The organism is Pseudomonas sp. FW305-70 (assembly GCF_058783925.1).
Map to the genome: position 1 here is coordinate 21,154 of NZ_JBYSYZ010000033.1, position 22,410 is coordinate 43,563.

Genomic DNA, 22,410 nt, shown 5'->3' on the forward strand with positions numbered 1-22,410 from the left:
CTTCGCGAGCAAGCCCGCTCCCACATTAGAACGCGATCAACTGTGGGAGCGGGCTTGCTCGCGAAGAGGCCAGAGCTTTCACCTCAGATTCCACAGAGCTGCCGCAACAGCCCGGTATCCAGATGCTTCTCCACCAGATCCGCCAGCCGCTCGATATCGCGCTCGCGCAAGCCGTGATAATCCACGTCCTGCACCTCCTCCAGACCGGCCCAGCGCAACAGCGCACTGCACGCCGCCGGCGATTCGAACAGCCCGTGCAGGTAGGTGCCGAAAATCTGCCCGTCAGCACTTTGCGCACCATCGCAGCGGCCGTCATCCAGATGCACGGCGGCATTTTCCAGAGCGGGTCCGGTGGTCACGCCGGCATGGATTTCATAGCCTGATACCGGCGCATCTTCCAGCGCCAGGCGACCGCACACATTGCGCAGCTGCTTCTCTTGTTCGAGCCGGGTCTGGAACGCCAGCAGTCCCAAACCGGCACTGGAACCCGGCGCGCCCTCGAGGCCCAGCGGGTCATGCACCTGCTCACCGAGCATCTGCAGGCCGCCACAGATCCCCAGCAGCTTTCCGCCGTAACGCAGATGCCGGGCAATCGCGGTTTCCCAACCATTGGCCCGCAGGTGCGCGAGGTCGCTGCGCACACTTTTCGAGCCAGGAAGAATGATCAGGTCGGCGGTCGGAATCGCCTGGCCGGGGCCAATGAATTGCAGGTCTACCTGCGGATGCAGGCGCAGCGGATCGAAATCGGTGTGATTGCTGATGCGCGGCAGCACCGGCACCACGACTTTCAGCACCCGCTCGGCTTTATCGGTCTGGCGCTGATCGATGCCGTCTTCAGCCTCCAGGTGCAGGTCCATCACGTACGGCAGCACACCCATCACCGGTTTGCCGGTGCGTTCTTCAAGCCAGTCGAGACCGGGTTGCAGCAACGCGAGGTCACCGCGAAAACGATTGATGATGAAGCCTTTGACCCGCGCCTGTTCGCTCGGCGACAGCAGTTCGAGGGTACCCACCAGATGGGCGAAAACCCCGCCGCGATTGATATCGGCAATCAGCAGCACCGGACAATCCACCGCTTCGGCGAAGCCCATGTTGGCGATGTCGCCGGCGCGCAAATTGATTTCCGCCGGCGAGCCTGCGCCTTCGACCATCACCAGCGGATACGCCGCGCTCAAGCGCTCGTGGGAGGCCAGTACCGCTTGCATGGCGATGCTTTTGTAGTCGTGATAGGCGACGGCGTTCATGGTCGTGACGGCGCGGCCATGGATGATCACCTGGGCACCGGTGTCACTGTTGGGCTTGAGCAATACCGGATTCATGTCGGTGTGCGGTGCGAGGTGCGCGGCCTGGGCCTGAACCGCCTGGGCACGGCCAATCTCGCCGCCGTCGGCGGTCACCGCACTGTTGAGTGCCATGTTCTGCGGCTTGAACGGCACCACCCTGACGCCCTGACGCGTGGCCCAACGGCACAACGCAGTCACCAGCGTGCTTTTACCGGCATCCGACGTGGTGCCCTGCACCATCAGCGTGGTCATTGGTTTTCCTTGGCGAAATCTTCGAAGGCCTGAGCCAGTCGCACCCAGGCGGCTTCGTCACCGGGCAGGCCGAATCGCAGGCTGCTGTTGTGCGTGAACAACCGCAGGAGAATGCCGCGCCGGGCCATGAATTCATGCAGTGCTTCGGCGCGCTCGGTGATCAGCCACTGGAACAGCGCACAGCCGCCCTGGGGCTCGAAGCCGTGCTGCTGCAGCAACGACGCCAGGCGCTCGCTGGCCTCTTCGGTGCGCAGCCGTTGCCGCGTTTGCCCCTGCGTATCGCGCAGGCAGGCCTGCCCCACTACCCGGGTTGCTCCGCTCACGGCCCAGGGCCCCACTTGTTCTGCCAGCAACTTGAGCAACTTGCGCTCGGCCAGCACAAACCCCAGGCGCACACCGGCCAGGCCAAAAAACTTGCCGAAGGAGCGCAAGACGATCAGTCCGACCTGATGGGCAAACGGCGCCAGGCTCAGTTGCGGCGTGTTATCCATGAACGCTTCGTCCACCACCAGCCAGCCACCGCGCTGGGCCAGTCGCGTGTGCCAGTCGAGCAGGCGACTGGGGGTGAGGCTCAGACCCGTTGGATTATTCGGATTGACCACCACCAGCACGTCGAAACTGTCGATGAAGAAGTCGACTTCCTGCTCCAGCACTTCGCGCACGATGTAGCCATTGCGACGCCAGGCTTCGGCGTGCTCGGCGTAGCACGGCGACAACACACCCACCTTGCCTGCCCGCCGCAATCGCGGCAGCAGCTGGATCGCCATTTGCGAACCGGCCACCGGCAATGCCTGCAAGGTGCCGTAGTAATCACAGGCGGCCTGTTCCAGACCATCGTCCGCCTCCGGCAAACGGGCCCAGGCCCGCAGCGGAATATCCGGCACCGGGAACGGCCAGGGCGCAAGGCCCGTCGACAGGTCCAGCCAGTCGGCTTCATCTATGCCGTATTCGAGCGCCGCCTTGCGCAATCGTCCACCGTGCTCAAGCATAAAATTCGGCCCCCAGGCAGAGAATCAGCAGCCATAACCATACCCCGCGCTGGACCAGTTGCCAGCCCTGGTCAATGGAGTCGGCGTCCGCCGGCACGCCTTCGCCCAGTTGCGGACGCTGGTGCAGTTCGCCGTGATAAATCGCCGCGCCGCCCAATTCGACGCCAAGGGCCCCTGCCCCTGCCGCCATGACCGGGCCGGCGTTCGGGCTGTCCCAGGTCGGGCCCTGGGTGCGCCAGCATTTCAACGCCAGCCGGGTTTTGCCCAGCAGCGCGTAAGTCAGCGCCACCAGACGCGCAGGAATGTAATTGAGCACGTCGTCGATCTTCGCCGCCGCCCAGCCGAACCGTTCGAAGCGCTCATTGCGATAGCCCCACATCGCATCCAGCGTATTGCTCAGGCGATAGAGCACCACGCCCGGCGCACCGGCCACGGCAAACCAGAACAACGCGGCGAACACCGCGTCACTACCGTTTTCCAGCACCGACTCGGTGGCAGCACGGGCGACTTCGGTTTTATCCAGGTCACTGGTTTTACGGCTGACCAGATAACTCACACGCTTGCGTGCTTCATCAAGATCATCGCCGCGCAAGGCCTTGGCCACCGGCGTGACGTGTTCACCGAGGCTGCGCATGCCGAGGGCGCAATAGAGCGCGAGAATCTCGACGATCCAGCCAACGTAAGGCGCCCAGGAGAATGCCGTGACCAGCAGCACCAGCGGCAGCACGGCGATCACCCACGCGGTGACGCCATGGCTGCGCCAGCCGCGACCGCCGCCGTTGAAACGTTGCTCGATGCGATCGGCAAAACGGCCGAACGCCACCAGCGGATGCCAGCGTTTGGGTTCACCCAGCAGCGCATCCAGCGCAACCGCGGCGACACTCAACAACGCCACACTCATTGACTCACTCCCCAATAGTTCTCATACAGCAATTCATGCAGCGGACGCGCCTGCGCCCAGCCTTCGAGCACCAGCATCGGCGCCGGGTAGAACGCCTTCACCGGTCCCAGGCACAGCACCGCCAGCGGTTTGGCTCCCGGCGGCAGCCTCAGCAGATCCGCCAGCGCCTGGGGGTCGAACAGCGACACCCAGCCCATACCCAACCCTTCGGCGCGAGACGCGAGCCACAGGTTCTGGATGGCACAGGACAGCGAGGCCATGTCCATTTCCGGCAAGGTGCGGCGACCGAAGATATGCTGCTCGCGGTCGTCCATCAGTGCGGCGACCAGTACCTCGGCGCAATCGTTGATGCCTTCCACCTTGAGTTTCATGAATTCGTCGCTGCGCTCGCCGAGGGCTTCGGCGGTGCGCACGCGCTCCTCTTCCACCAGGGCCTGGATTTGCCCGCGCAAGGCGCGATCACTGATGCGGATGAAGCGCCAGGGCTGCATCAGGCCGACGCTCGGCGCCTGATGTGCGGCTTCGAGCAGGCGCTGGAGCAACTCGGGCTCGACGGTGCCGCCGCTGAAGTGGCGCATGTCGCGGCGTTCGCCGATGGCGCGGTAGACCGCTGCGCGTTCGGCTTCGGTGAATGCGTTGTCTGTCATGGCCTCTTCGCGGGCAAGCCCGCTCCCACATTTAAAGGTGAGCGGCCTGAAGAAATGCATTCCCCTGTGGGAGCGGGCTTGCTCGCGAAGGCGGCTTCAAGGTCCGGCGCAAACAGCGCGGCAATCGCCGAGGGATTCGACGGAAAATAAAAGTGCACGTAGGAGGCCGTCATCCGCCCCTCGCGATAAACCGCTTCCGCGCCGCGCCCGCCGTTAGGGCTCACGCCCCGGGCAATCGGCGCCAGTTCAGTGCTGGTCAGCGAATGGTGATAGGTGTGCCCACGCAGCGAACCTTCCGGCAGTTCCACCGCTTGCAGCGCCAGCGCCGCCAGACGCTTTTGCATGACCGCATCACCGGCCAGCAATCCCGCCAGTTCGGCACGAGTGCCCTCGACATCGGTCAGGGAGTCGAGCAGATACAGCATGCCGCCACACTCGGCGAGCAAGGGTTTGCCCGCCCGGTGGTGGGCGCGGATCGCCTCGAGCATCGCCGTGTTTTGCGCCAGCGCGACATGGTGCAGCTCCGGGTAACCGCCCGGCAGATACAGGCTGTCCGCCTGCGGCAATTGGCGGTCGCGGATCGGCGAGAAGAACGACAACTCGGCACCCATCGCCCGCAGCAAATCAAGGCTCGCACCGTAGGTGAACGCAAAGGCTTCATCACGGGCCACAGCAATGCGCACACCGGCCAGTAGCGGTTCGGCGACGATGACATCGGGGGCGGCGAACTCGACTGCCGGTGGCAGCGCGACCTCGCAACTGCTGGCCAGGGCATCGGCTGCCGCATCGAGGCGCAGGTCGAGATCGTTCAGTTCACTGGCTTGAACCAGCCCCAGGTGTCGGCTCGGCAGTTCAATCCCGGTTTCCCGGGACAGCGCACCGTACCAGCGCAACCCTTCAGTCAGGCTGCCCTCGAGCAGTTGCGCGTGACGCAGCGTGCCGACGCGGTTGGCCAGCACGCCGGCGAACGGCAGGTCCGGCTGATAACGCGCCAGCCCCAGGGCCAGTGCGCCGAAGGTCTGGGCCATGGCGGTGCCGTCGATCACACCCAGCACCGGCACACCGAAATGCCGCGCCAGATCGGCGCTCGACGGCGTACCGTCGAACAGCCCCATGACACCTTCGATCAGGATCAGGTCGGCTTCAGCGGCGGCTTCCCACAGCAACCGGCGACTCTCCTGCTCGCCGACCATCCACATGTCCAGTTGATACACCGGCGCACCGCTGGCGCGTTCGAGGATCATCGGATCGAGAAAGTCGGGGCCGCACTTGAACACACGGACCTTGCGCCCCTGATTGCGATGCAACCGGGCCAGCGCCGCGGTGACGGTGGTCTTGCCCTGGCCGGAGGCCGGCGCGGCAATCAGTACCGCCGGGCAATGACGAGGCTGGTTCACAGCTCGACGCCTTTCTGCGCTTTGATCCCGGCCTGAAAGGCGTGTTTGATCATGCCCATTTCGGTGACCGTGTCGGCCATCTCGATCATTTCCGGCTTGGCGGCACGCCCGGTGACCACCACGTGTTGCATCGGCGGCCGCGCCTGCAAGTCGCTGAGCACCTGATCGAGATCGAGGTAGCCGTGCTTGAGGGCGATGTTCAGCTCATCCAGCACCACCAGGCCGATGGACGGATCGCGCAGCAGTTCCCGGGACACCGCCCACGCCGCTTCGGCGGCAGCGATGTCGCGCTGACGGTCCTGGGTTTCCCAGGTAAACCCTTCGCCCATCACATGAAAACGCACCTGCTCGGGAAAGCGCCGGAAGAACAACTCTTCGCCGGTACTGTTGCGGCCCTTGATGAACTGCACCACTCCGCATTGCATGCCGTGCCCCATGGCGCGGGCGAGCATGCCGAAGGCCGAACTGCTCTTGCCCTTGCCGTTGCCGGTCAGCACCAGCAACAGACCACACTCGTTCGGGGAATTGGCGATGCGCTCGTCGATCACGGCTTTTTTGCGCTGCATGCGCGCCAGGTGGCGTTCGTCACGATCGGGGGTATCAGTCATGGGGGAGCTCTCCGTTGAGACAGGAATAACGGCGGGCAGGCACAGCAATAGGAGGCAACAAGCCTGGCATCGCCCACCGTGATGCCGCTGGATGAATCAGGCCGGTCTCCGGGCTCATGAGTGGCGCGTAGCCAGACTGCGCGCCTTCCCGCATCGAATCGACACAGTGGCATCAGACACAGTTTTCACTCATTTACCGTTGCGGGGGCAGCGCCGGAATGGCGGGTCTTCGACCAACAGAAGAACGCGTTCACCGGCTTCCCTGTTTCACTCTGTCGACCCAAGTCACAGAGCACCTGAAACAAGCCGCGAAGGTTAGAGGGTTGGGGGTGGAGCGTCAATTAAAGCCGGGAGGCCAGCTGCCGAATAACTGTCGTCGATCAAAAAACTGACGTCAATCTTGTGCCTCCTTCCCAGCAGTGATATCAAAGAGCCATAACCTCACAACACAAAAACAAGGGTGAGCCCATGCAAGGCATGATCATCAGCAATCCAAAGCTGGAATTCCTGCGCCCCGTGCTCGAGCGCTGGTTCGAATGCATCGACCGCTACAACGCCGTCCGCGGTGATGGCGACACACCCTACTGGCACGACGAAAAAGCCAATCTCGGAATACTGTCGGCCGCCGCCTGGATGGCCGAGATGGTCACACTGCAACAGACACCCACCCGCAAGCAGACCGAAGAAGGCGAACGCAACAGCCGCGCCGACCTGTTCCTCGCCTCGCCCGAAACCCGCGCCTACATCCAGACCAGCCAGCGCTGGCCACGGGTCAACAGCCTCAATCTGAGCCAGGCCCTGCTCGACATCGCCAGCGATGCAAAGCGCCTGAGCCACGCCAGCGACCTGAAACTCGGCTGCCTGTTCGTCGCCCCGCAAAAAGCCCAGCAAGGCGCGACACCGGAAGAACTCCAGGACATGGTCGACGACCTGCAAAAGGAACACACCTGCGCGGTCGCCTGGTATTTCCCGTATGCCTACCGCAAGTTGCGCAATGAAGCCGGCAACTATCACCCCGGCATTGCGGTGCTGTTCAAGGAAGCACGTGGCTAGGGGTTGAACCATTGGACGACAACGCGTCTCTATGATTAGAACAAGGCATTCATAGGGAACACCCGTATGCGCACGCCCCCGCTCGTTCTCGTTATCGCGATCTGCGGAGGGCTCGCCGGTTGCAGTGAGACCGCCGGCCTGCAAGTCTCCGACGGCACCGGCCCTTCACCCCAACTGCCGCCCCCCAACAAAACCCTGATCCCGACTGTGAACATCGCCCCGGCCATCGGCTGGCCACAGGGCGCCAAACCCGTCGCCGCCGCGGGCACTCAAGTGGCCGCTTTTGCCGAAGACCTGGATCATCCCCGCTGGCTTTATGTACTGCCCAACGGCGACGTACTGGTGGCGGAAACCAACGCGCCACCCAAACCCGAAGACGGCAAAGGCATTCGCGGCTGGGTCATGAAGCAAGTCATGGGACGCGCCGGGGCCAGGGTGCCCAGCGCGAACCGCATCACCTTGCTGCGCGACAAGGACCACGATGGCGTCGCGGAAACCCGCACGGTGTTTCTGCAAAACCTCAACTCGCCCTTCGGCATGACCCTGGTCGGCAAGGACTTGTATGTGGCCGACACTGATCGCCTGCTGCGCTTTCACTATGAAAGTGGCGATACGCAGATCAAGTCGCCACCGGTCAAAGTGGTCGACCTGCCGGGTGGCCCGCTGAACCACCACTGGACCAAAAACGTCATCGCCAGCAAGGACGGCCGCAAGCTCTACGTCACCGTGGGCTCCAACAGCAACGTCGCGGAAAACGGCATGGACAAGGAAGAAGGTCGCGCAGCGATCTGGGAAGTGGACCGAGCCACCGGCCAGCAGCGGATCTTCGCCTCCGGCCTGCGCAACCCCAACGGCATGGCCTGGGAGCCGCGCAGTGGCGCGCTGTGGACCGCGGTCAACGAACGGGATGAAATCGGCAGCGACCTGGTCCCGGACTACATCACCTCGGTCAAGGACGGCGCATTCTATGGCTGGCCTTACAGCTATTACGGCCAGCATGTCGATAGCCGCGTCGAGCCGCAAAACCCCGATCTGGTGGCCAAGGCCATCGCTCCGGACTATGCCGTCGGCCCGCACACGGCATCACTGGGCCTGACCTTCGCTGAAAACAGCAAACTGCCGCCGCCGTTCACCCAAGGGGCCTTCATCGGGCAGCACGGCTCCTGGAACCGTAACCCCCACAGTGGCTACAAAGTGATTTTCGTGCCGTTCAGCGCAGGCAAACCTGCGGGACAACCGATTGAAGTGCTCAGCGGCTTTCTCAACGAAAAGGAAGAAGCCATGGGCCGCCCGGTGGGCGTGGTGATCGATCGGCAGGGCGATCTGCTGGTGGCCGATGATGTGGGGAATAAAGTGTGGCGGGTGTCGGCGCTCAGGTAATTCGCTCCCACAGGGTTCTAGCGTTTGCGACAGAGTGTGAGCCCGTCACCCAACGGCAACAACGACAGATCCACCCGCACATCATTCTTCAACGCCAGGTTGAGCGCCTGGATCGCCCGGGTGTCCGCGCTCTCGGGGCTGCTCTCAAGCACGCGCCCGCTCCACAGGGTGTTGTCGAACAGCGCCAGCCCGCCGACCCGCAGCAAACGCAGGGCATGCTCCAGATAACTCGGGTAGTTGGCCTTGTCGGCATCGATGAACACCAGGTCGAACTGCTCGCCCTGACCTTGCCGCTCAAGCTCGCGGAGGGTTTCCAGTGCGGGTGCCAGGCGCAGGTCGATCCGCCCGATGAGTCCCGCTTCCTGCCAGTAGCGTCGTGCGATGGCGTTGTAGTCGCCGGGGATATCACAGCAAATCAGCGAACCGTCAGCCGGCAATGCCGCCGCCATGCACAGCGCGCTGTATCCGGTGAACGTACCGACTTCGAGCAAGCGCCTGGCGCCTGTCAGCTTTACCAGCAAGGCGAGAAACTGTCCCTGCTCCGGCGCCACCTGCCAGCGCGCCATCGGCAGCGCCTGGGTCTCATCGCGCAAGCGCTTGAGCAGTGGTGTTTCGCGCAGGGAAACATCGAGCAGGTATTGGTACAGGGCGTCGTCGAGATTCAGCGTGCGAGCAGTCATGAGCAGCAGCTCCGGACGTTACGGGTTGCGCGCCAGATGTTCAGGCTGCAGAACACGCTTGGCGCTCAGGTAAGCCTTTTGCCAATACGCCTTGGACAGGCTGTCGAGCTTCACGGTGCCGCCAGTGGCCGGCGCGTGGACGAAACGCCCTTCTCCCACGTAGATGCCGGCATGACTGACCTGGGAACCGCCATTGGTAGCGAAGAAAAGCAGGTCACCCGTCTGCAGGCCTTCCTTGCCGACATTCGCCGCTTGCATGGAGATCATCTCGCGAGTCGTGCGCGGCAAGGCAATGCCGGTGACATCGCGGTACACGTACGCGATCAGGCCGCTGCAATCAAATCCGGAATCCGGCGTGTTGCCACCCCAGCGATAAGGCGTACCCACCAGGCCGAGCGCGCGAAACAGCACGTCCTCCGCTTCGGGCGAAAACGCTTGTGGGGAACCAAATACGATGGGCGCGCGAACCACCGGCGCAGGAGGCGGTGTGCGGCTGGCGCAGGCACTGAGCAGTGCTGCGAAGAACATGATTGCGAGGCGGGCCGACGTCGTCATAAGCAGAACATCCTGATCTGGCTGCGGCTTTTTCTGCGGGGAGCGCAGAAAAGAAAACCGCCTGCGTAGGACGCAGGCGGTTTGCCATCATTTGTAGATCAAGATTCTAGCGGCTACACGACAAACTTCAAGTAAGACTTTAAGTTCGCCTTACAAAATGTCCGCTTATTTACGTGCAGTGACGATTGGCGACGCGTTAGGTGCCATCGCCAGGGCGCGCTTGGCCTCGATGAAGGTCTTGCTCCAGTAGCTGTCGCCCAGGCTATCGATGCGCACACCACCGCTGCGGCGGCTGCTGGAGTGGATGAACTGGTTGTCACCCAGGTAGATCCCGGCGTGACTGACGCGACCACGACGACCGTTGGTTGCGAAGAACAGCAGATCGCCCGGCTCAAGCTTGCTGCGCGAGACCAGCGGAGCGTCCACGTTGATCATTTCGCGGGTGGAGCGCGGCAGGTTCATGCCCGCTTCTTCGCGGAACAGGTAGCCGATGAAACCACTGCAATCGAAGCCGGCTTCAGAAGTGCCGCCGAAACGGTAACGGGTACCGATCAGGGACATGCCGCGTTCGAGGATGCTGTCGGCCAGGACCGGAAGCTGGTAGGACTTGCCGCCAGCGAAGTCTGCGAGTTCTTTTTCGGTGGCCTTCTCTTCCTGGTAGAGAGCTTCCTGATAAAGAGCGGAAGACTGGGCAGTGGCCGGGTTTTGAACCTGCTGCTGCTGGACCACTGGAGTGTGGGCAGCGCAACCGAACAACAGGGTGACGAGTGCGAGAGGCACGAGGGGTGCGAAGCGATTTAGCATGGGCACGACCGTGGCTGAAGTTGTAAAGAAGTCGAGACTATGCCCGCTATCGACCTCATTTGCAAATTCAATCAATCTTTTTGTGACTTATTGGTTTCTCGTTTACATCTAAGCGCTTAAGCCCATTTTAAACATGCACGCGGCCTGCAACCTTGCAGGAAAGCGGAATTTCTGGCGCCTGAAATATGCCGAAACGGCTATAAGCCCCGGTTCCAGCGGGTCTACCAGCCGAGGGTTTCTTTCAAAAACGGGATTGTCAGCTTGCGCTGAGCCTGGAGGGAAGCCTGATCGAGACGCTCAAGCAGCTCGAACAACGCGCTCATGCTGCGGGTGCCGCGAGTCAGGATGAAATGCCCGACCTCATCGGTCAGGTGCAGTCCGCGACGGGAGGCGCGCAATTGCAGGGCACGCAATTTGTCCTCGTCGGACAGTGGGCGCATCTGGAAGATCAAGGCCAGGGTCAGGCGCGACTTGAGGTCCGCCAGCTTCACCGGCAACTCGCGCGGGGATGTCGACGCGGCAATCAGCAGGCGCCGGCCGCTGTCGCGCAGGCGATTGAACAGATGGAACAGCGCCTCTTCCCAGTCCGCCTTGCCGGCAACCGCCTGCAGGTCATCGAGACAGACCAGTTCGTACTGCTCAAGGTTATCGAGAATTTCGATACCGCGATCGAGCAGCTCGGCCAGCGGCAGATACACCGCAGGCTCTCCCAATTGCTCGAAGCGCAGGCAGGCAGCCTGCAACAGGTGCGTACGCCCTACCCCGTCCTTGCCCCAAAGGTAGATCAGGCTTTCGGTCCAGCCGGCGTCGGCTTCGCATAGCCGCTCGACATAGCCGAGTGCAGCGGCATTGGCGCCTGGGTAGTAGTTGATAAAGGTGGCGTCATCACGCAGACGCACACCTAGGGGCAGCTGAATCGGTTTCATGCTGACTGAACAGTTCCAAAGGAACCGTTAGTGGCCTCTGTGTAAAGTTTGCGAAGTTTATACCCGTGAAGCGGGCCGCACAATGCGATAGACCACAAGCAAAATCAAAGGTTTGCGTTAACGCATCGGTTTTATGACAGTTTCTTTGGCGGTGCATGTAGCAGTCGCGCTGTGTAATCAGGCTGACCCGGCACGAACCCGGGCAGCCCGCCATCGCCCATCGACACCTTTTACCCCTGCGGTTCGTCGACGCCCCCGTAGATATCGGAATCCTTATACAAATCTTGCACATGGCGCACCAGCACCATGATCACCGCGGCAACCGGCAATGCCAGCAGCACACCGGTAAAGCCGAACAGCTCACCCCCGGCCAGAATCGAGAAAATCACCGCCACCGGGTGCAAACCAATCCGGTCACCGACCAGCAACGGCGTCAGCACCATACCCTCCAGCGCCTGGCCGACCATGAACACCGCGACAATGCCCAGCATCGGGTATAGATCGCCACCGAACTGGAACAGCCCTGCAATCAGCGCCGCACCGATGCCGATGATAAATCCCATGTACGGCACGATCGCTGCCAGACCGGCAATCACGCCAATCAGCAAGCCCAGCTCCAGCCCGACCAGCATCAGGCCTGCTGCATAGATCACCCCCAGGGCCACCATGACCAGCAACTGACCACGAACGAACGCTCCGAGTACTTCATGGCATTCACCCGCCAGCGACATCGCGCGCGCTTCACGATCTCGAGGCAGCAGGCTGCGGACCTTGGCCATCATCAGGTCCCAATCGCGCAACAGATAGAAGCTCACCACCGGGATCAACACCAGATTCGCCAACCAGCCAATCAACGCCAGACCCGAGGCAGTGGCATGACTCAGTACCACGCCGACCACATCGGAGGTCTGACTCATATGCTCGCCGATGGCGGCCTTGAGCCTGTCGAACTTCCAGAAGCCCTCCGACAGGCCGAACTTCGATTGCGCCCAGGGCAACGCCGTGTGCTGCAGCCAGTCGAGCATCTGCGGGGCCAGCTCATACAAACGAAACAGTTGCCGGGCGAGCAACGGCACCAGGACCAACAGCAGCGCGGTGAGGATCAATGTAAACAGGGCAAACACCGCCACTACACCCCAGGTTCGAGACAGCCCCGCCTTCTCCAGTCGATCCACCAGCGGGTCGAACAGATAGGCCAACAGCAGGGCCACCAGGAACGGCGTCAGGATCGGATGCAACAACCAGACAAAAACACAAAGCAGGAGCACCCCGCCGAGCCAGAACCAACGCCGCGTATCGGCCATAAACCACTCCATTGCTTCTATATAAAGAGAGAAAAACTACCAGCGAAACCGCAGTTGCGGAGTCGGGGCTGGCGCAGGCGCCGGGGCGGGCACCGCACCACCGGCGGCCGGCTGAACCGGCACTGCCGGAGTCGGCGCCTGAGCCGCCGGCGCTTCCTGCAACCGTGCCAGCGACAGTTGTGCACGCAACTGCTCGGCGCTGCCATTGACCCGGTAGACGATCCGGTCGCCGTCGACGCTTTGCACGCGCCCGCCAAATGGCTCCAGCAAGCGTCCCAGGGACGCGTAGTGCTCAAGATTCATGCCTTGCACTTCCAGCAATTGCGCGCTCGAAGCACCGGGCTTGGCGACAAACCGCGGCGCCAGCCGCTCATTGACCGCCAGCATCACCGCATCGGCCACGGCGGCCTGATCGGCACCCTGCACGCTGCCTGCCTCTTTTTTATCCCCCAGCCACAATTGCCACTTGGCTTGCCACTGCCCGCCCTCCTCTTTGGCGTGTACCGCGAGCAGGGCGTCGGCGTTGTAGCGTTCCGATGCCGCAAGCAAAGGGCCGGAATCTGCGCCTTCAAGATTCGGCGCGGTCGCGACGATCTGTTCGTTCAGGTCCGCCAATGGCAAGCGCAATGGCAACCCCCGGTGCTGGGCAGCCCGACGCAGCGGTGCCGCGCTGGCCTGGCCGTCGCCCACCAGGCTTGAACCCTCGGTGGAATCGTTGAGCCACCAGCCGAGGATCGACGGCCGATTGGCCCCCCACATGGCCAGGCCGGCGCGGCGCAAGGCCTGCTCAGTGGTTCCCGGGTCGAAATCGACTTTCAGGACTTCCGGCGGACCGGCTTCAAAGCCGTATTGGCTGATGATCTGTTGCGGATCTTTGCGAATCGCCGCCAGCCCCGGATTTTGAGCGGCCTTGGGGTCGCCGGTCAGGCGCAACACCAACGTGTCCAATGCACGTTGAGTCGCCTGGTCCCGCTCCTCGGGCGACTGGCCATTCACCGGCTCGCGCACCTGATACAGGCCTTTGACGGTTTCGGCATGACTGACCAGGCTGACCACTGACAAACAACTCACAAGCAAGAATTTACAAAAACGCATGGAAGATTCCTGACGACAAGAGCGGCTGGAACAGACCGCATGAAGACGATCGAGCAAGGCTGTGACCATTGCCCGATGCAAAACATTCACACGTTCCGGGTAAGTTTTCGCACTGTCATAACGATAGACGGTTAATCGCGACACCTTATACAGCCAGGCAGGATGCCACCGACACCGTGCATCAACGGTTTTTTTTAACGGATATGGCCCTGCTGTCGGCCTGAGGATGGCCGCTGCGGCTCAAGCCTGATAAAATCGCGCGCCTTCGCAGACCGGCAACAGCCGGGCACTTTCGAAATTCGCGTGAGGCAATCGCCTTCGTCGATTTCGGCGGCCCCGCTGGACTCGGTCGTTACCCCTGAATCCCCCCTAAAGGCCTGGATCATGAGCAAGCAACCCTCCCTGAGCTACAAGGACGCCGGTGTAGACATCGACGCCGGTGAAGCATTGGTCGAACGCATCAAGAGCGTCGCCAAGCGCACTGCGCGCCCGGAAGTCATGGGCGGCCTGGGCGGTTTCGGCGCCCTCTGCGAAATCCCGGCCGGCTACAAGCAGCCTGTGCTGGTTTCCGGTACTGACGGCGTCGGCACCAAGCTGCGCCTGGCATTGAACCTGAACAAGCACGACAGCATCGGCATCGACCTGGTTGCCATGTGCGTCAACGACCTGGTGGTGTGCGGCGCAGAACCACTGTTCTTCCTCGACTACTACGCCACCGGCAAACTGAACGTCGACACCGCTGCCCAGGTTGTTACCGGCATCGGCGCTGGCTGCGAACTGTCGGGCTGCTCGCTGGTTGGCGGTGAAACCGCTGAAATGCCGGGCATGTACGAAGGCGAAGACTACGACCTGGCCGGCTTCTGCGTCGGCGTCGTGGAAAAATCCGAAATCATCGACGGCTCCAAGGTTGCTGCCGGCGACGCCCTGCTCGCCCTGCCGTCTTCCGGCCCGCACTCCAACGGCTACTCGCTGATCCGCAAGATCATCGAAGTGTCCGGCGCCGACATCGAAAACACCCAGCTCGACGGCAAACCACTGACCGACCTGCTGATGGCACCGACCCGCATCTACGTGAAGCCGCTGCTCAAGCTGATCAAGGAAACCGGCGCGGTCAAAGCCATGGCCCACATCACCGGTGGCGGCCTGCTGGACAACATCCCGCGCGTCCTGCCAAAAGGCGCGCAGGCTGTGGTTGACGTGGCGAGCTGGACCCGTCCGGCCGTGTTCGACTGGCTGCAAGAGAAAGGCAACGTCGACGAGAACGAAATGCACCGCGTGCTGAACTGCGGCGTGGGCATGGTCATCTGCGTGGCTCAGGAGCACGTTGAAGTCGCCCTGAACGTTCTGCGCGAAGCGGGCGAGCAGCCTTGGGTCATCGGCCAGATCTCCACCGCTGCCGAAGGCGCGGCTCAGGTAGAACTGAAGAACCTCAAGGCTCACTGATGCCTAAGACCTGTGATGTCGTGGTGCTGTTGTCCGGCACCGGCAGTAACTTGCAGGCCCTGATCGACAGCACGCGGACCGGCGACAGCCCGGTCCGCATCGCTGCGGTGATTTCCAACCGCGCCGACGCCTACGGCCTGCAACGCGCCAGCGACGCGGGTATCGACACCCGCAGCCTGGATCACAAGGCTTTCGAAGGTCGCGAGGCCTTCGATGCCGCGCTGATCGAACTGATCGACGCCTTCAATCCCAAACTCGTGGTACTGGCCGGATTCATGCGCATTCTCAGCGCGGGTTTCGTACGCCACTATCAGGGTCGCCTGCTCAATATCCATCCCTCGCTGCTACCCAAATACAAAGGGTTACACACTCATCAGCGCGCGCTGGAGGCTGGCGACGCCGAGCACGGCTGCTCCGTGCACTTCGTCACCGAGGAACTCGATGGCGGACCACTGGTCGTACAAGCTGTAATACCGGTAGAGTTACAGGATTCGCCGCAGAGTCTGGCGCAGCGGGTCCATGTTCAGGAACACCTGATCTACCCGATGGCCGTACGCTGGTTTGCCGAAGGTCGTCTGGCCCTCGGCGAGCAAGGTGCTTTACTGGATGGACAGCTACTCGCGGCCAGCGGCCACTTGATTCGAAACTAGGAGATTTTATGCGTCGCGCCCTGCTCTTCGCTTGCGCTCTGCTCGCTATGCCCTTCGCTCAGGCGGCAGAACTTCAACCCTTCTCCGCCAGCTACACCGCCGACTGGAAACAGTTGCCCATGAGCGGCACGGCTGAACGCAGCCTGACCAAGGAAGCAAACGGTGTCTGGAAGCTCAACTTCAAGGCATCGATGATGATTGCCAGCCTGTCCGAAGAAAGCACCCTGACCGTCGACAAGGACACCCTGCTGCCACAGTCCTACCATTTCGAACGGGGTGGCCTGGGCAAAGCCAAGAAGGCTGACCTGGACTTCGACTGGACTGCCAAGAAAGTCACCGGTACCGATCGAGGCGACGCAGTCAATATTGCGCTCAACCGCGGCATGCTCGACAAATCCACCTACCAGCTGGCGCTGCAGCATGACGTGGCCGCCGGCAAGAAAAGCATGAGCTATCAGGTGGTCGATGATGGCGAAGTCGATACCTATGACTTCCGCGTGCTGGGTTCGGAAAAAGTCGAAACCAAGGCTGGCCAGATCGATGCGATCAAGGTCGAACGCGTGCGCGACCCGACGCAAAGCAAGCGCATCACCGTGCTGTGGTTCGCCAAGGATTGGGATTACCTGCTGGTTCGCCTGCAACAGGTCGAGACCGACGGCAAGGAGTACAACATCATGCTCCTGGACGGCAAGGTCAACGGCAAGACTGTCAAAGGCAGCTAATCCGTATCGACACGAAAAGCCCCGCCATCGCGGGGCTTTTTTTTATCAAAAATTCAGACCGAGAAGCGTGCCACCAAGGTATTGAGGTCTACCGACAACCGCGACAACGCCTGACTCGCCGCACTGACCTGGTCCGCTCCGGGCGGGCTCTGTTGCGCCAGATCTTCGACCTGAGCAACGTTGGTGGTGACATCCTCAGCCAGCGACTCGATCGACAGCACTGTCTGGTGCACTTGTTCACGGCCGTGTTGGGCAATGCGGTCGGACTCGCCCGAAGCTTGCGACGTTGCTGCGTGCAAAATACCATCACGGCTACGGTAACGATTCAGCAAAAAGCCCCACCTGTACAAGAAAACCGGAACGCACATCCGGCACCATGCTCTATACCTTCAAGGTCTTTTTGATCGAACAAACATCTGTTGCTTGCGAGGTTTCCCATGACCGTTACCGTCAACACCGTTTCTGCCGAAGGCTTTCGCCACAGCGTACAAATCGATGACCATGAACTCTTCGCCGACGCGCCCGTCACGGCGGGCGGTGAAGGCACTGCGCCGGAACCGCACGATTATTTCGATGCCGCGCTCGGCGCCTGCAAAGCCCTGACCCTCAAGCTCTATGCAAAGAAGAAGGACATCCCGTTGACCGGCGTCGGCGTCGAGGTCAAGCGCGACAACAGCCTGGAACAGAAAGGCCAATACACGCTGCACGTCAAACTGACCCTCAAGGGTGTACTCACCGACGCCCAGCGCGACGAGCTGCACCGCGTGGCCGATCGCTGCCCGATCCACAAGCTGATGACCACGTCTGAAGTCAGCATCGAAACGCACTTGTCCGAAGGCGCCTTCAGCCAATAGCGGCAAGGGCTGCGCAAGCGGGTTATGCTCGAACGCATCACCCGCTCAGCCTGGAACGCACCATGAACACTCCGCTCGTGATACGCCCCCGCACCGAAGACGTCGAAGGTCAGCCGATCCTGCGTCCACTGCCATCCGCCAAGTGCCGCAGCGTCGGGCCATTCGTGTTTTTCGATCACATGCTGGAAACCCGTTATCCGCCGGGCAAAGGCATGAATATCCGCCAGCACCCACACATCGGCCTGTCCACCCTGACCTATTTGTTCCAGGGGCAAATCCAGCACAAGGACAGCCTGGGTTCCGATCAGGTTGTTGATACCGGCGATGTCAGCTGGATGACGGCCGGCAGCGCCATTGCCCACGTCGAACGCACGCCCGAGGCACTCAAGGAGAGCGGCTTCACGATGCACGGTTTGCAGATCTGGCTGGCATCGCCCAAGGAAAAAGAACAGGGTCCGGGGCATTACAGCCACCATCCGGCGTCCACCTTGCCAGTCAGCGAAAACCTGGGGGTGAAGATCCGCATGATTGCCGGGTCGGGCTTTTGCCTGGAGTCACCGGTGCCGGTGCTTTCTCCTACGTTGTACGCAGAATTGCACCTGCAAACGGCGACGACATTGCTGATTCCCACCGAGCATGAAGAACGTGCGCTGTATGTGTTGAGCGGCGAGGTGCAACTGGATGGCGAGCTGATAGAACCGTATTCGCTGGTTGTGTTGCCGACCGGGGAAGAAATGACACTTTTCGCTGAAAGCGACAGTCACGCCGTGTTGTTTGGCGGCGCGCCGCTGGACGGGCCACGGCGGATCAACTGGAATTTTGTCGCGAGCGATCCGGCGGCGATTGATGAAGCGCGCCGGCGCTGGGCGGCCGGGGACTGGCCGACGGTGCCGGGGGAAAGTGAGAGGATCGAATTGCCTTAAAGTTTTCGGCGCCAGTTACACCGCCATCGCGGGCAAGCCCGCTCCCACAGTTGATCGTCTCGATCACAAAAATTGCAAACAACGCGAGTTCCTGTGGGAGCGGGCTTGCCCGCGAAGGGGCCGGCACTCACACCGACCCAATCATGGTCAGCCCCTGAACACTTCATCCAGCAAGTTATGCATCGATGTGAACGCGCGGGAAGCCACCTTGGCGTCATACATCATCATCCCCGGCACATTCGCATGCGGATCGGTGAACGAGTGAAACGCACCGCCGTAGCTCAGCAACTGCCAGTCCACACCGGCCGCGTTCATTTCATCTTCGAACGCCGGCAACTGCTCCTTCGGCACCAGTGGATCGGAAGCACCGTGCAGGACCAGGACCTTACCCTTGATGTTTTTCGCGTCGGCCGGATTCGGTGTATCCAGCGTGCCGTGGAAGGATACCGCGGCCTTCACCGGCGCACCGGTACGGGCAAACTCCAGGGCACAGCAACCGCCGAAACAGAAACCGTAGGTCGCCAGCTTCGACGTATCGACTGCCGCCTCGCCCTGGCTCTGCAACTGCTCGAACGCCACCTGCATGCGCTTGCGCAGTAACCCACGGTCATTCTTCAGCGGCATCATTGCCGCCCCGGCCTCGTCATTGTTCGACGGACGAACCGATTGCCCGTAAAGGTCAGCGATCAGCACCACGTAGCCCTTGGCCGCCACGGACCTGGCGATCTCCTCGGCACCGGCGCTGACGCCCATCCAGTTCGGCGCCATCAACAAGCCCGGACGCGGGCCTTTATGGTCGGCATCGAAGGCCAGACGGCTTTCGTAGGCCTGGCCATCAATCTGATAGGCAACGGAACGTACAGTGATTTGGCTCATTTCTGACTCCTGATTGTTGAACACCAGAATGAAAAAACCCGCCGAAGCGGGTTTTTCTACAACACAGTCAAGCCGATAGCTCGACCAACAGTTTGTTCAGACGGCGCACATAGGCCGCCGGATCTTTCAAGCTGTCGCCGGCCGCCAGGGCCGCCTGATCGAAGAGGATGTGCGACAGATCGCCAAAGCGCTCGTCACTCTGCTCGTTGTCGAGCTTCTCGATCAGCGGGTGAGCCGGGTTGAATTCGAAGATCGGCTTCGAATCCGGAACCTTCTGCCCGCTAGCCTCCAGAATCTGGCGCATCTGCAGGCCCAGGTCCTGCTCACCGATGGCCAGGATCGCCGGCGAATCGGTCAGGCGATGGGACACCCGAACTTGCGCAACGGATTCGCCCAGTGCGGTTTTCAGACGCTCAACCAGACCTTCTTTAGACTTCGCGACTTCTTCCGCGGCCTTCTTGTCCTCTTCCGAGTCCAGGTTGCCGAGGTCCAGGTCACCGCGCGCCACGTCGACGAAGCTCTTGCCGTCGAAGTCGCTGAGGTAGCTCATCAGCCACTCGTCGATGCGGTCGGTCAACAGCAGCACTTCGATGCCTTTCTTGCGGAAGACTTCCAGGTGCGGGCTGTTCTTGACCTGTGCGTAGGTTTCGCCGGTCAGGTAGTAGATCTTGTCCTGACCTTCCTTGGCGCGCGCCAGGTACTCGGCCAGGCCGACAACCTGCTCGCCATCGTCACCATGGGTCGATGCGAAACGCAGCAGACCGGCGATTTTTTCCTTGTTGGCGAAATCTTCTGCCGGGCCTTCCTTCATGACCTGACCGAAGTTTTTCCAGAAGCCCTTGTATTGCTCAGGCTCGTTCTTCGCCAGTTTTTCCAGCATGTCCAGCACGCGCTTGGTCAGCGCCGACTTCATGGAGTCGATGATCGGGTCTTTCTGCAGGATTTCCCGCGACACGTTCAGCGACAGGTCGTTGGAGTCGACCACACCCTTGATGAAGCGCAGGTACAGCGGCAGGAAGGACTCGGCCTGATCCATGACGAACACGCGCTGCACGTACAGCTTCAGGCCTTTTGGCGCTTCACGCTGGTACAGGTCGAACGGAGCGCGGGTCGGCACGTACAGCAGCGAGCTGTATTCCAGCTTGCCTTCGACCTTGTTGTGGCTCCAGCTCAGCGGGTTTTCGAAATCGTGAGCGATGTGCTTGTAGAACTCCTGGTATTCCTCGTCCTTGATCTCGGTACGCGGACGGGTCCACAGAGCGCTGGCGCGGTTGACGGTTTCCCATTCAACGGCAGGCTTCTCTTCGCCTTCGGTGGCTGCCACTTCTTTGGGCAACTCGATGGGCAAGGCGATGTGGTCGGAGTATTTCTTGATGATGTTGCGCAGGCGCCAGCCATCGGCGAATTCGTCTTCACCGGATTTCAGGTGCAGGACAATGCGAGTGCCGCGCTCGGCCTTGTCGATGGTCGCGACTTCGAAATCACCTTCGCCCCTGGACGACCAGTGCACGCCTTCGCTGGCAGCGCTGCCGGCACGACGGCTGTACACATCGACCTTGTCGGCGACGATGAAGGCGGAGTAGAAACCGACACCGAACTGGCCGATCAGGTGCGAGTCTTTCTTCTGGTCGCCGGTCAGGTGCTTCATGAAATCGGCGGTGCCGGACTTGGCGATGGTACCCAGGTGGGTGATCGCATCTTCGCGGCTCATGCCGATACCGTTGTCTTCGAGGGTGACGGTTTTAGCGTCCTTGTCGAAGCTCACGCGGATTTTCAGTTCGGCGCCGCCTTCCAGCAGCTCTGGCTTGGCCAGGGCTTCGAAACGTAATTTGTCGACAGCGTCAGAGGCGTTCGAGATCAATTCGCGAAGGAAAATTTCCTTGTTGGAATACAACGAATGGATCATGAGATGCAGCAGCTGCTTCACCTCGGTCTGGAAGCCCAGGGTTTCCTTTTGAGTTTCCACACTCATGGTCATCAAACTCCAATCAGATGGCATAAGCCGCGACCTTGAGGGTCGGCGGCGGGTTGTCATCAGAGTTTGGGGCTGAGTTCAGGATTTCAAGGGCTCTTCGAGTTTGAAATGTGCACGGGCCGTGGCGATGGGTTCGGCCTCAGTGCTTTGCCAGGCGGTAATCGCCACGTTGGCAACCCGACGACCCTGGCGGCAAACCTGGCATCGGGCCCAGGTGTCGCGAAACTGCCCGGCTCGCAGGTAATCCAGGGAGAAGTCGATGATCTTCGGCACCCCGGGTGATCCGGTAAACACCAGCAGGTGCAGCGCCGCTGCCAATTCCATGAACCCGGCGATCACACCGCCATGAATCGCCGGCAGCAAAGGGTTGCCGATGTTGTCCTTGTTCGCCGGCAGCTTGAACAGCAGCTCATCGCCCACCCGTGAACATTCGACGCCGATCAGCCGGGCATAGGGAATCAAGCCCAGCAGCGCGGCGTAATCGCCTTGCTCATGGGCCTTTTGCAATTGATCCTTCAGCGAATCGCTCATTGCGCACCTCCGGCGACGGCGCTACCAAAGCCCTTGGTGCCTTTAATGTTCTTGCCCATGCGCATGAATGTGCCCATCACATGGGCAATGGGTTGCCCGGGATCATCCTGATAGGCGAAGCCACGGGCAAAAATCACGTCGGTGGTGACCCGGTAGCACTGGGCGAAGCCATAGACGTCCTTGTGCGGTTCGGCGGCGTGCATGTAGTCGATGCGCAGGTCGAGGGTCGGGCAGACTTCGAACTCCGGGAGCACACAGAGCGTCGCCATGCCACAGGCCGTGTCCATCAGCGAGGTCAGTGCCCCGCCATGAATCACACCGGTTTCGGGATTGCCAACGATCTGCGGGCTGTACGGCAGCACAATTGTCAGCCCTTCGCTGCTGGCGCTGTGAACGCTTAGTCCAAGTACCTGACAATGTCGCAGCGCCGACAGAAAGCGCTTTGCTTGCTCAAAAACGGGGTTTTCAGCCATTTGATAAACACTCTTGTTTACGTTCGTGCAATGCGGTGGCAGTCCGGGTAAAAGTTCCGCATTAGAACAAAACTTATATATCTGAAAGA

The 22,410-nt window shown here is 61.3% G+C and carries 24 protein-coding genes and 1 riboswitch; of the genes, 7 read left to right on the top strand and 17 right to left on the bottom strand.

Annotation, left to right across the window (positions count from 1 at the left end; genetic code table 11):
* Positions 1–83 precede the first annotated feature (83 nt).
* From AC3WN7_RS21265 to cobO, 6 genes are read right to left on the bottom strand one after another with little or no spacing between them, the layout of a single operon-like run.
* Entirely contained in the window at positions 84–1,535 is a 1,452-nt protein-coding gene (locus tag AC3WN7_RS21265; RefSeq protein WP_102673319.1) for a cobyric acid synthase, read from the bottom strand.
* Positions 1,532–2,524, bottom strand: coding sequence for a threonine-phosphate decarboxylase CobD (cobD, locus tag AC3WN7_RS21270; RefSeq protein ID WP_095963912.1), 993 nt, complete (start codon positions 2,522–2,524; stop codon positions 1,532–1,534). Before cobD ends, AC3WN7_RS21265 begins: the two co-directional genes overlap by 4 nt.
* A complete protein-coding gene (gene cbiB, locus AC3WN7_RS21275) occupies positions 2,517–3,425 on the bottom strand; it encodes an adenosylcobinamide-phosphate synthase CbiB (RefSeq protein WP_007977557.1) in 909 nt (302 codons plus the stop codon). Before cbiB ends, cobD begins: the two co-directional genes overlap by 8 nt.
* A complete protein-coding gene (gene bluB, locus AC3WN7_RS21280; RefSeq protein WP_095963911.1) occupies positions 3,422–4,072 on the bottom strand; it encodes a 5,6-dimethylbenzimidazole synthase in 651 nt (216 codons plus the stop codon). Before bluB ends, cbiB begins: the two co-directional genes overlap by 4 nt.
* A complete protein-coding gene (locus AC3WN7_RS21285) occupies positions 4,069–5,469 on the bottom strand; it encodes a cobyrinic acid a,c-diamide synthase CobB (protein ID WP_102673320.1) in 1,401 nt (466 codons plus the stop codon). The genes bluB and AC3WN7_RS21285 overlap by 4 nt, the downstream gene beginning before the upstream one ends.
* Positions 5,466–6,077 (bottom strand): cob(I)yrinic acid a,c-diamide adenosyltransferase, encoded by a 612-nt coding sequence (gene cobO, locus AC3WN7_RS21290; protein WP_007984541.1) that lies wholly within the window; start codon positions 6,075–6,077, stop codon positions 5,466–5,468. Before cobO ends, AC3WN7_RS21285 begins: the two co-directional genes overlap by 4 nt.
* A gap of 82 nt (positions 6,078–6,159) precedes the next feature.
* Positions 6,160–6,392: riboswitch (cobalamin riboswitch) on the bottom strand.
* Between the two features lie 153 nt (positions 6,393–6,545).
* On the opposite strand from cobO, the gene AC3WN7_RS21295 reads away from it, so the two are divergent.
* Together AC3WN7_RS21295 and AC3WN7_RS21300 are read left to right on the top strand one after the other, a co-directional pair.
* Entirely contained in the window at positions 6,546–7,130 is a 585-nt protein-coding gene (locus tag AC3WN7_RS21295) for a hypothetical protein (protein ID WP_095963909.1), read from the top strand.
* A 66-nt stretch (positions 7,131–7,196) separates the two neighbouring features.
* A complete protein-coding gene (locus tag AC3WN7_RS21300) occupies positions 7,197–8,510 on the top strand; it encodes a PQQ-dependent sugar dehydrogenase (protein ID WP_102673321.1) in 1,314 nt (437 codons plus the stop codon).
* Positions 8,511–8,527: 17 nt separating this feature from the next.
* Here AC3WN7_RS21300 and AC3WN7_RS21305 read toward each other — a convergent pair whose 3' ends face one another.
* The 6 genes from AC3WN7_RS21305 to AC3WN7_RS21330 all read right to left on the bottom strand — a co-directional run bounded on the left by AC3WN7_RS21305 (position 8,528) and on the right by AC3WN7_RS21330 (position 13,874).
* On the bottom strand, positions 8,528–9,190 hold the full coding sequence (locus AC3WN7_RS21305; protein WP_102673322.1) for an O-methyltransferase: 663 nt from the start codon (positions 9,188–9,190) through the stop codon (positions 8,528–8,530).
* 18 nt (positions 9,191–9,208) lie between these two features.
* Complete coding sequence (locus tag AC3WN7_RS21310) at positions 9,209–9,745, bottom strand: C40 family peptidase (protein WP_046037633.1); 537 nt, start codon at positions 9,743–9,745, stop codon at positions 9,209–9,211.
* A gap of 165 nt (positions 9,746–9,910) precedes the next feature.
* Positions 9,911–10,549, bottom strand: a complete 639-nt coding sequence (locus AC3WN7_RS21315; RefSeq protein WP_102673323.1) for a C40 family peptidase — start codon at positions 10,547–10,549, stop codon at positions 9,911–9,913.
* Positions 10,550–10,770: 221 nt separating this feature from the next.
* Positions 10,771–11,475 carry a DnaA regulatory inactivator Hda gene (gene hda / locus AC3WN7_RS21320; RefSeq protein ID WP_007898944.1) on the bottom strand — a complete coding sequence of 235 codons (705 nt, stop codon included), beginning with the start codon at positions 11,473–11,475 and terminating at the stop codon, positions 10,771–10,773.
* Between the two features lie 230 nt (positions 11,476–11,705).
* Complete coding sequence (locus AC3WN7_RS21325) at positions 11,706–12,779, bottom strand: AI-2E family transporter (RefSeq protein ID WP_095963905.1); 1,074 nt, start codon at positions 12,777–12,779, stop codon at positions 11,706–11,708.
* Positions 12,780–12,815: 36 nt separating this feature from the next.
* The gene (locus AC3WN7_RS21330; protein ID WP_102673324.1) at positions 12,816–13,874 is read right to left on the bottom strand and encodes a DUF2066 domain-containing protein; all 1,059 of its coding nucleotides are present in this window, start codon (positions 13,872–13,874) and stop codon (positions 12,816–12,818) included.
* A 384-nt stretch (positions 13,875–14,258) separates the two neighbouring features.
* Here AC3WN7_RS21330 and purM point away from each other — a divergent pair, with 384 nt between their 5' ends.
* Genes purM through AC3WN7_RS21345 form a run of 3 tightly spaced genes read left to right on the top strand, consistent with a single transcriptional unit; the run spans position 14,259 to position 16,689 of the window.
* The gene (gene purM, locus AC3WN7_RS21335) at positions 14,259–15,317 is read left to right on the top strand and encodes a phosphoribosylformylglycinamidine cyclo-ligase (protein WP_102673325.1); all 1,059 of its coding nucleotides are present in this window, start codon (positions 14,259–14,261) and stop codon (positions 15,315–15,317) included.
* The gene (gene purN, locus AC3WN7_RS21340) at positions 15,317–15,967 is read left to right on the top strand and encodes a phosphoribosylglycinamide formyltransferase (protein WP_102673326.1); all 651 of its coding nucleotides are present in this window, start codon (positions 15,317–15,319) and stop codon (positions 15,965–15,967) included. Before purM ends, purN begins: the two co-directional genes overlap by 1 nt.
* Before the next feature lie 8 nt (positions 15,968–15,975).
* Positions 15,976–16,689 (top strand): DUF3108 domain-containing protein, encoded by a 714-nt coding sequence (locus AC3WN7_RS21345; protein ID WP_095963902.1) that lies wholly within the window; start codon positions 15,976–15,978, stop codon positions 16,687–16,689.
* A gap of 53 nt (positions 16,690–16,742) precedes the next feature.
* Here AC3WN7_RS21345 and AC3WN7_RS21350 read toward each other — a convergent pair whose 3' ends face one another.
* A complete protein-coding gene (locus AC3WN7_RS21350) occupies positions 16,743–17,021 on the bottom strand; it encodes a hypothetical protein (RefSeq protein ID WP_102673327.1) in 279 nt (92 codons plus the stop codon).
* A gap of 105 nt (positions 17,022–17,126) precedes the next feature.
* Between AC3WN7_RS21350 and AC3WN7_RS21355 the strand changes: the two genes are divergently transcribed.
* Together AC3WN7_RS21355 and AC3WN7_RS21360 are read left to right on the top strand one after the other, a co-directional pair.
* Positions 17,127–17,543: an OsmC family protein gene (locus tag AC3WN7_RS21355; RefSeq protein WP_095963900.1), complete on the top strand. Its 417-nt coding sequence runs from the start codon at positions 17,127–17,129 to the stop codon at positions 17,541–17,543.
* Between the two features lie 62 nt (positions 17,544–17,605).
* Entirely contained in the window at positions 17,606–18,466 is an 861-nt protein-coding gene (locus AC3WN7_RS21360; RefSeq protein WP_095963899.1) for a pirin family protein, read from the top strand.
* A 147-nt stretch (positions 18,467–18,613) separates the two neighbouring features.
* Here AC3WN7_RS21360 and AC3WN7_RS21365 read toward each other — a convergent pair whose 3' ends face one another.
* The 4 genes from AC3WN7_RS21365 to AC3WN7_RS21380 all read right to left on the bottom strand — a co-directional run bounded on the left by AC3WN7_RS21365 (position 18,614) and on the right by AC3WN7_RS21380 (position 22,321).
* Positions 18,614–19,342, bottom strand: coding sequence for a dienelactone hydrolase family protein (locus AC3WN7_RS21365; protein WP_095963898.1), 729 nt, complete (start codon positions 19,340–19,342; stop codon positions 18,614–18,616).
* Between the two features lie 67 nt (positions 19,343–19,409).
* Positions 19,410–21,314 carry a molecular chaperone HtpG gene (htpG, locus tag AC3WN7_RS21370; RefSeq protein ID WP_102673342.1) on the bottom strand — a complete coding sequence of 635 codons (1,905 nt, stop codon included), beginning with the start codon at positions 21,312–21,314 and terminating at the stop codon, positions 19,410–19,412.
* An 81-nt stretch (positions 21,315–21,395) separates the two neighbouring features.
* Positions 21,396–21,848 (bottom strand): PaaI family thioesterase, encoded by a 453-nt coding sequence (locus AC3WN7_RS21375; protein ID WP_102673328.1) that lies wholly within the window; start codon positions 21,846–21,848, stop codon positions 21,396–21,398.
* Entirely contained in the window at positions 21,845–22,321 is a 477-nt protein-coding gene (locus AC3WN7_RS21380) for a PaaI family thioesterase (RefSeq protein ID WP_095963896.1), read from the bottom strand. The genes AC3WN7_RS21375 and AC3WN7_RS21380 overlap by 4 nt, the downstream gene beginning before the upstream one ends.
* Positions 22,322–22,410: the final 89 nt, after the last annotated feature.

What these genes read in the sequence shown, in the direction of transcription:
- purM (WP_102673325.1), top strand. Translation starts at nt 14,259, where the DNA reads ATGAGCAAGCAACCCTCCCTGAGCTACAAGGACGCCGGTGTAGACATC.
- hda (WP_007898944.1), bottom strand. Translation starts at nt 11,475, where the DNA reads ATGAAACCGATTCAGCTGCCCCTAGGTGTGCGTCTGCGTGATGACGCC.
- cobD (WP_095963912.1), bottom strand. Translation starts at nt 2,524, where the DNA reads ATGCTTGAGCACGGTGGACGATTGCGCAAGGCGGCGCTCGAATACGGC.
- AC3WN7_RS21300 (WP_102673321.1), top strand. Translation starts at nt 7,197, where the DNA reads ATGCGCACGCCCCCGCTCGTTCTCGTTATCGCGATCTGCGGAGGGCTC.
- AC3WN7_RS21355 (WP_095963900.1), top strand. Translation starts at nt 17,127, where the DNA reads ATGACCGTTACCGTCAACACCGTTTCTGCCGAAGGCTTTCGCCACAGC.
- AC3WN7_RS21330 (WP_102673324.1), bottom strand. Translation starts at nt 13,874, where the DNA reads ATGCGTTTTTGTAAATTCTTGCTTGTGAGTTGTTTGTCAGTGGTCAGC.
- AC3WN7_RS21380 (WP_095963896.1), bottom strand. Translation starts at nt 22,321, where the DNA reads ATGGCTGAAAACCCCGTTTTTGAGCAAGCAAAGCGCTTTCTGTCGGCG.
- cobO (WP_007984541.1), bottom strand. Translation starts at nt 6,077, where the DNA reads ATGACTGATACCCCCGATCGTGACGAACGCCACCTGGCGCGCATGCAG.
- AC3WN7_RS21345 (WP_095963902.1), top strand. Translation starts at nt 15,976, where the DNA reads ATGCGTCGCGCCCTGCTCTTCGCTTGCGCTCTGCTCGCTATGCCCTTC.
- AC3WN7_RS21305 (WP_102673322.1), bottom strand. Translation starts at nt 9,190, where the DNA reads ATGACTGCTCGCACGCTGAATCTCGACGACGCCCTGTACCAATACCTG.
- AC3WN7_RS21315 (WP_102673323.1), bottom strand. Translation starts at nt 10,549, where the DNA reads ATGCTAAATCGCTTCGCACCCCTCGTGCCTCTCGCACTCGTCACCCTG.
- AC3WN7_RS21265 (WP_102673319.1), bottom strand. Translation starts at nt 1,535, where the DNA reads ATGACCACGCTGATGGTGCAGGGCACCACGTCGGATGCCGGTAAAAGC.
- AC3WN7_RS21375 (WP_102673328.1), bottom strand. Translation starts at nt 21,848, where the DNA reads ATGAGCGATTCGCTGAAGGATCAATTGCAAAAGGCCCATGAGCAAGGC.
- cbiB (WP_007977557.1), bottom strand. Translation starts at nt 3,425, where the DNA reads ATGAGTGTGGCGTTGTTGAGTGTCGCCGCGGTTGCGCTGGATGCGCTG.
- AC3WN7_RS21325 (WP_095963905.1), bottom strand. Translation starts at nt 12,779, where the DNA reads ATGGCCGATACGCGGCGTTGGTTCTGGCTCGGCGGGGTGCTCCTGCTT.
- AC3WN7_RS21310 (WP_046037633.1), bottom strand. Translation starts at nt 9,745, where the DNA reads ATGACGACGTCGGCCCGCCTCGCAATCATGTTCTTCGCAGCACTGCTC.
- bluB (WP_095963911.1), bottom strand. Translation starts at nt 4,072, where the DNA reads ATGACAGACAACGCATTCACCGAAGCCGAACGCGCAGCGGTCTACCGC.
- purN (WP_102673326.1), top strand. Translation starts at nt 15,317, where the DNA reads ATGCCTAAGACCTGTGATGTCGTGGTGCTGTTGTCCGGCACCGGCAGT.
- AC3WN7_RS21360 (WP_095963899.1), top strand. Translation starts at nt 17,606, where the DNA reads ATGAACACTCCGCTCGTGATACGCCCCCGCACCGAAGACGTCGAAGGT.
- AC3WN7_RS21295 (WP_095963909.1), top strand. Translation starts at nt 6,546, where the DNA reads ATGCAAGGCATGATCATCAGCAATCCAAAGCTGGAATTCCTGCGCCCC.
- AC3WN7_RS21365 (WP_095963898.1), bottom strand. Translation starts at nt 19,342, where the DNA reads ATGAGCCAAATCACTGTACGTTCCGTTGCCTATCAGATTGATGGCCAG.
- htpG (WP_102673342.1), bottom strand. Translation starts at nt 21,314, where the DNA reads ATGAGTGTGGAAACTCAAAAGGAAACCCTGGGCTTCCAGACCGAGGTG.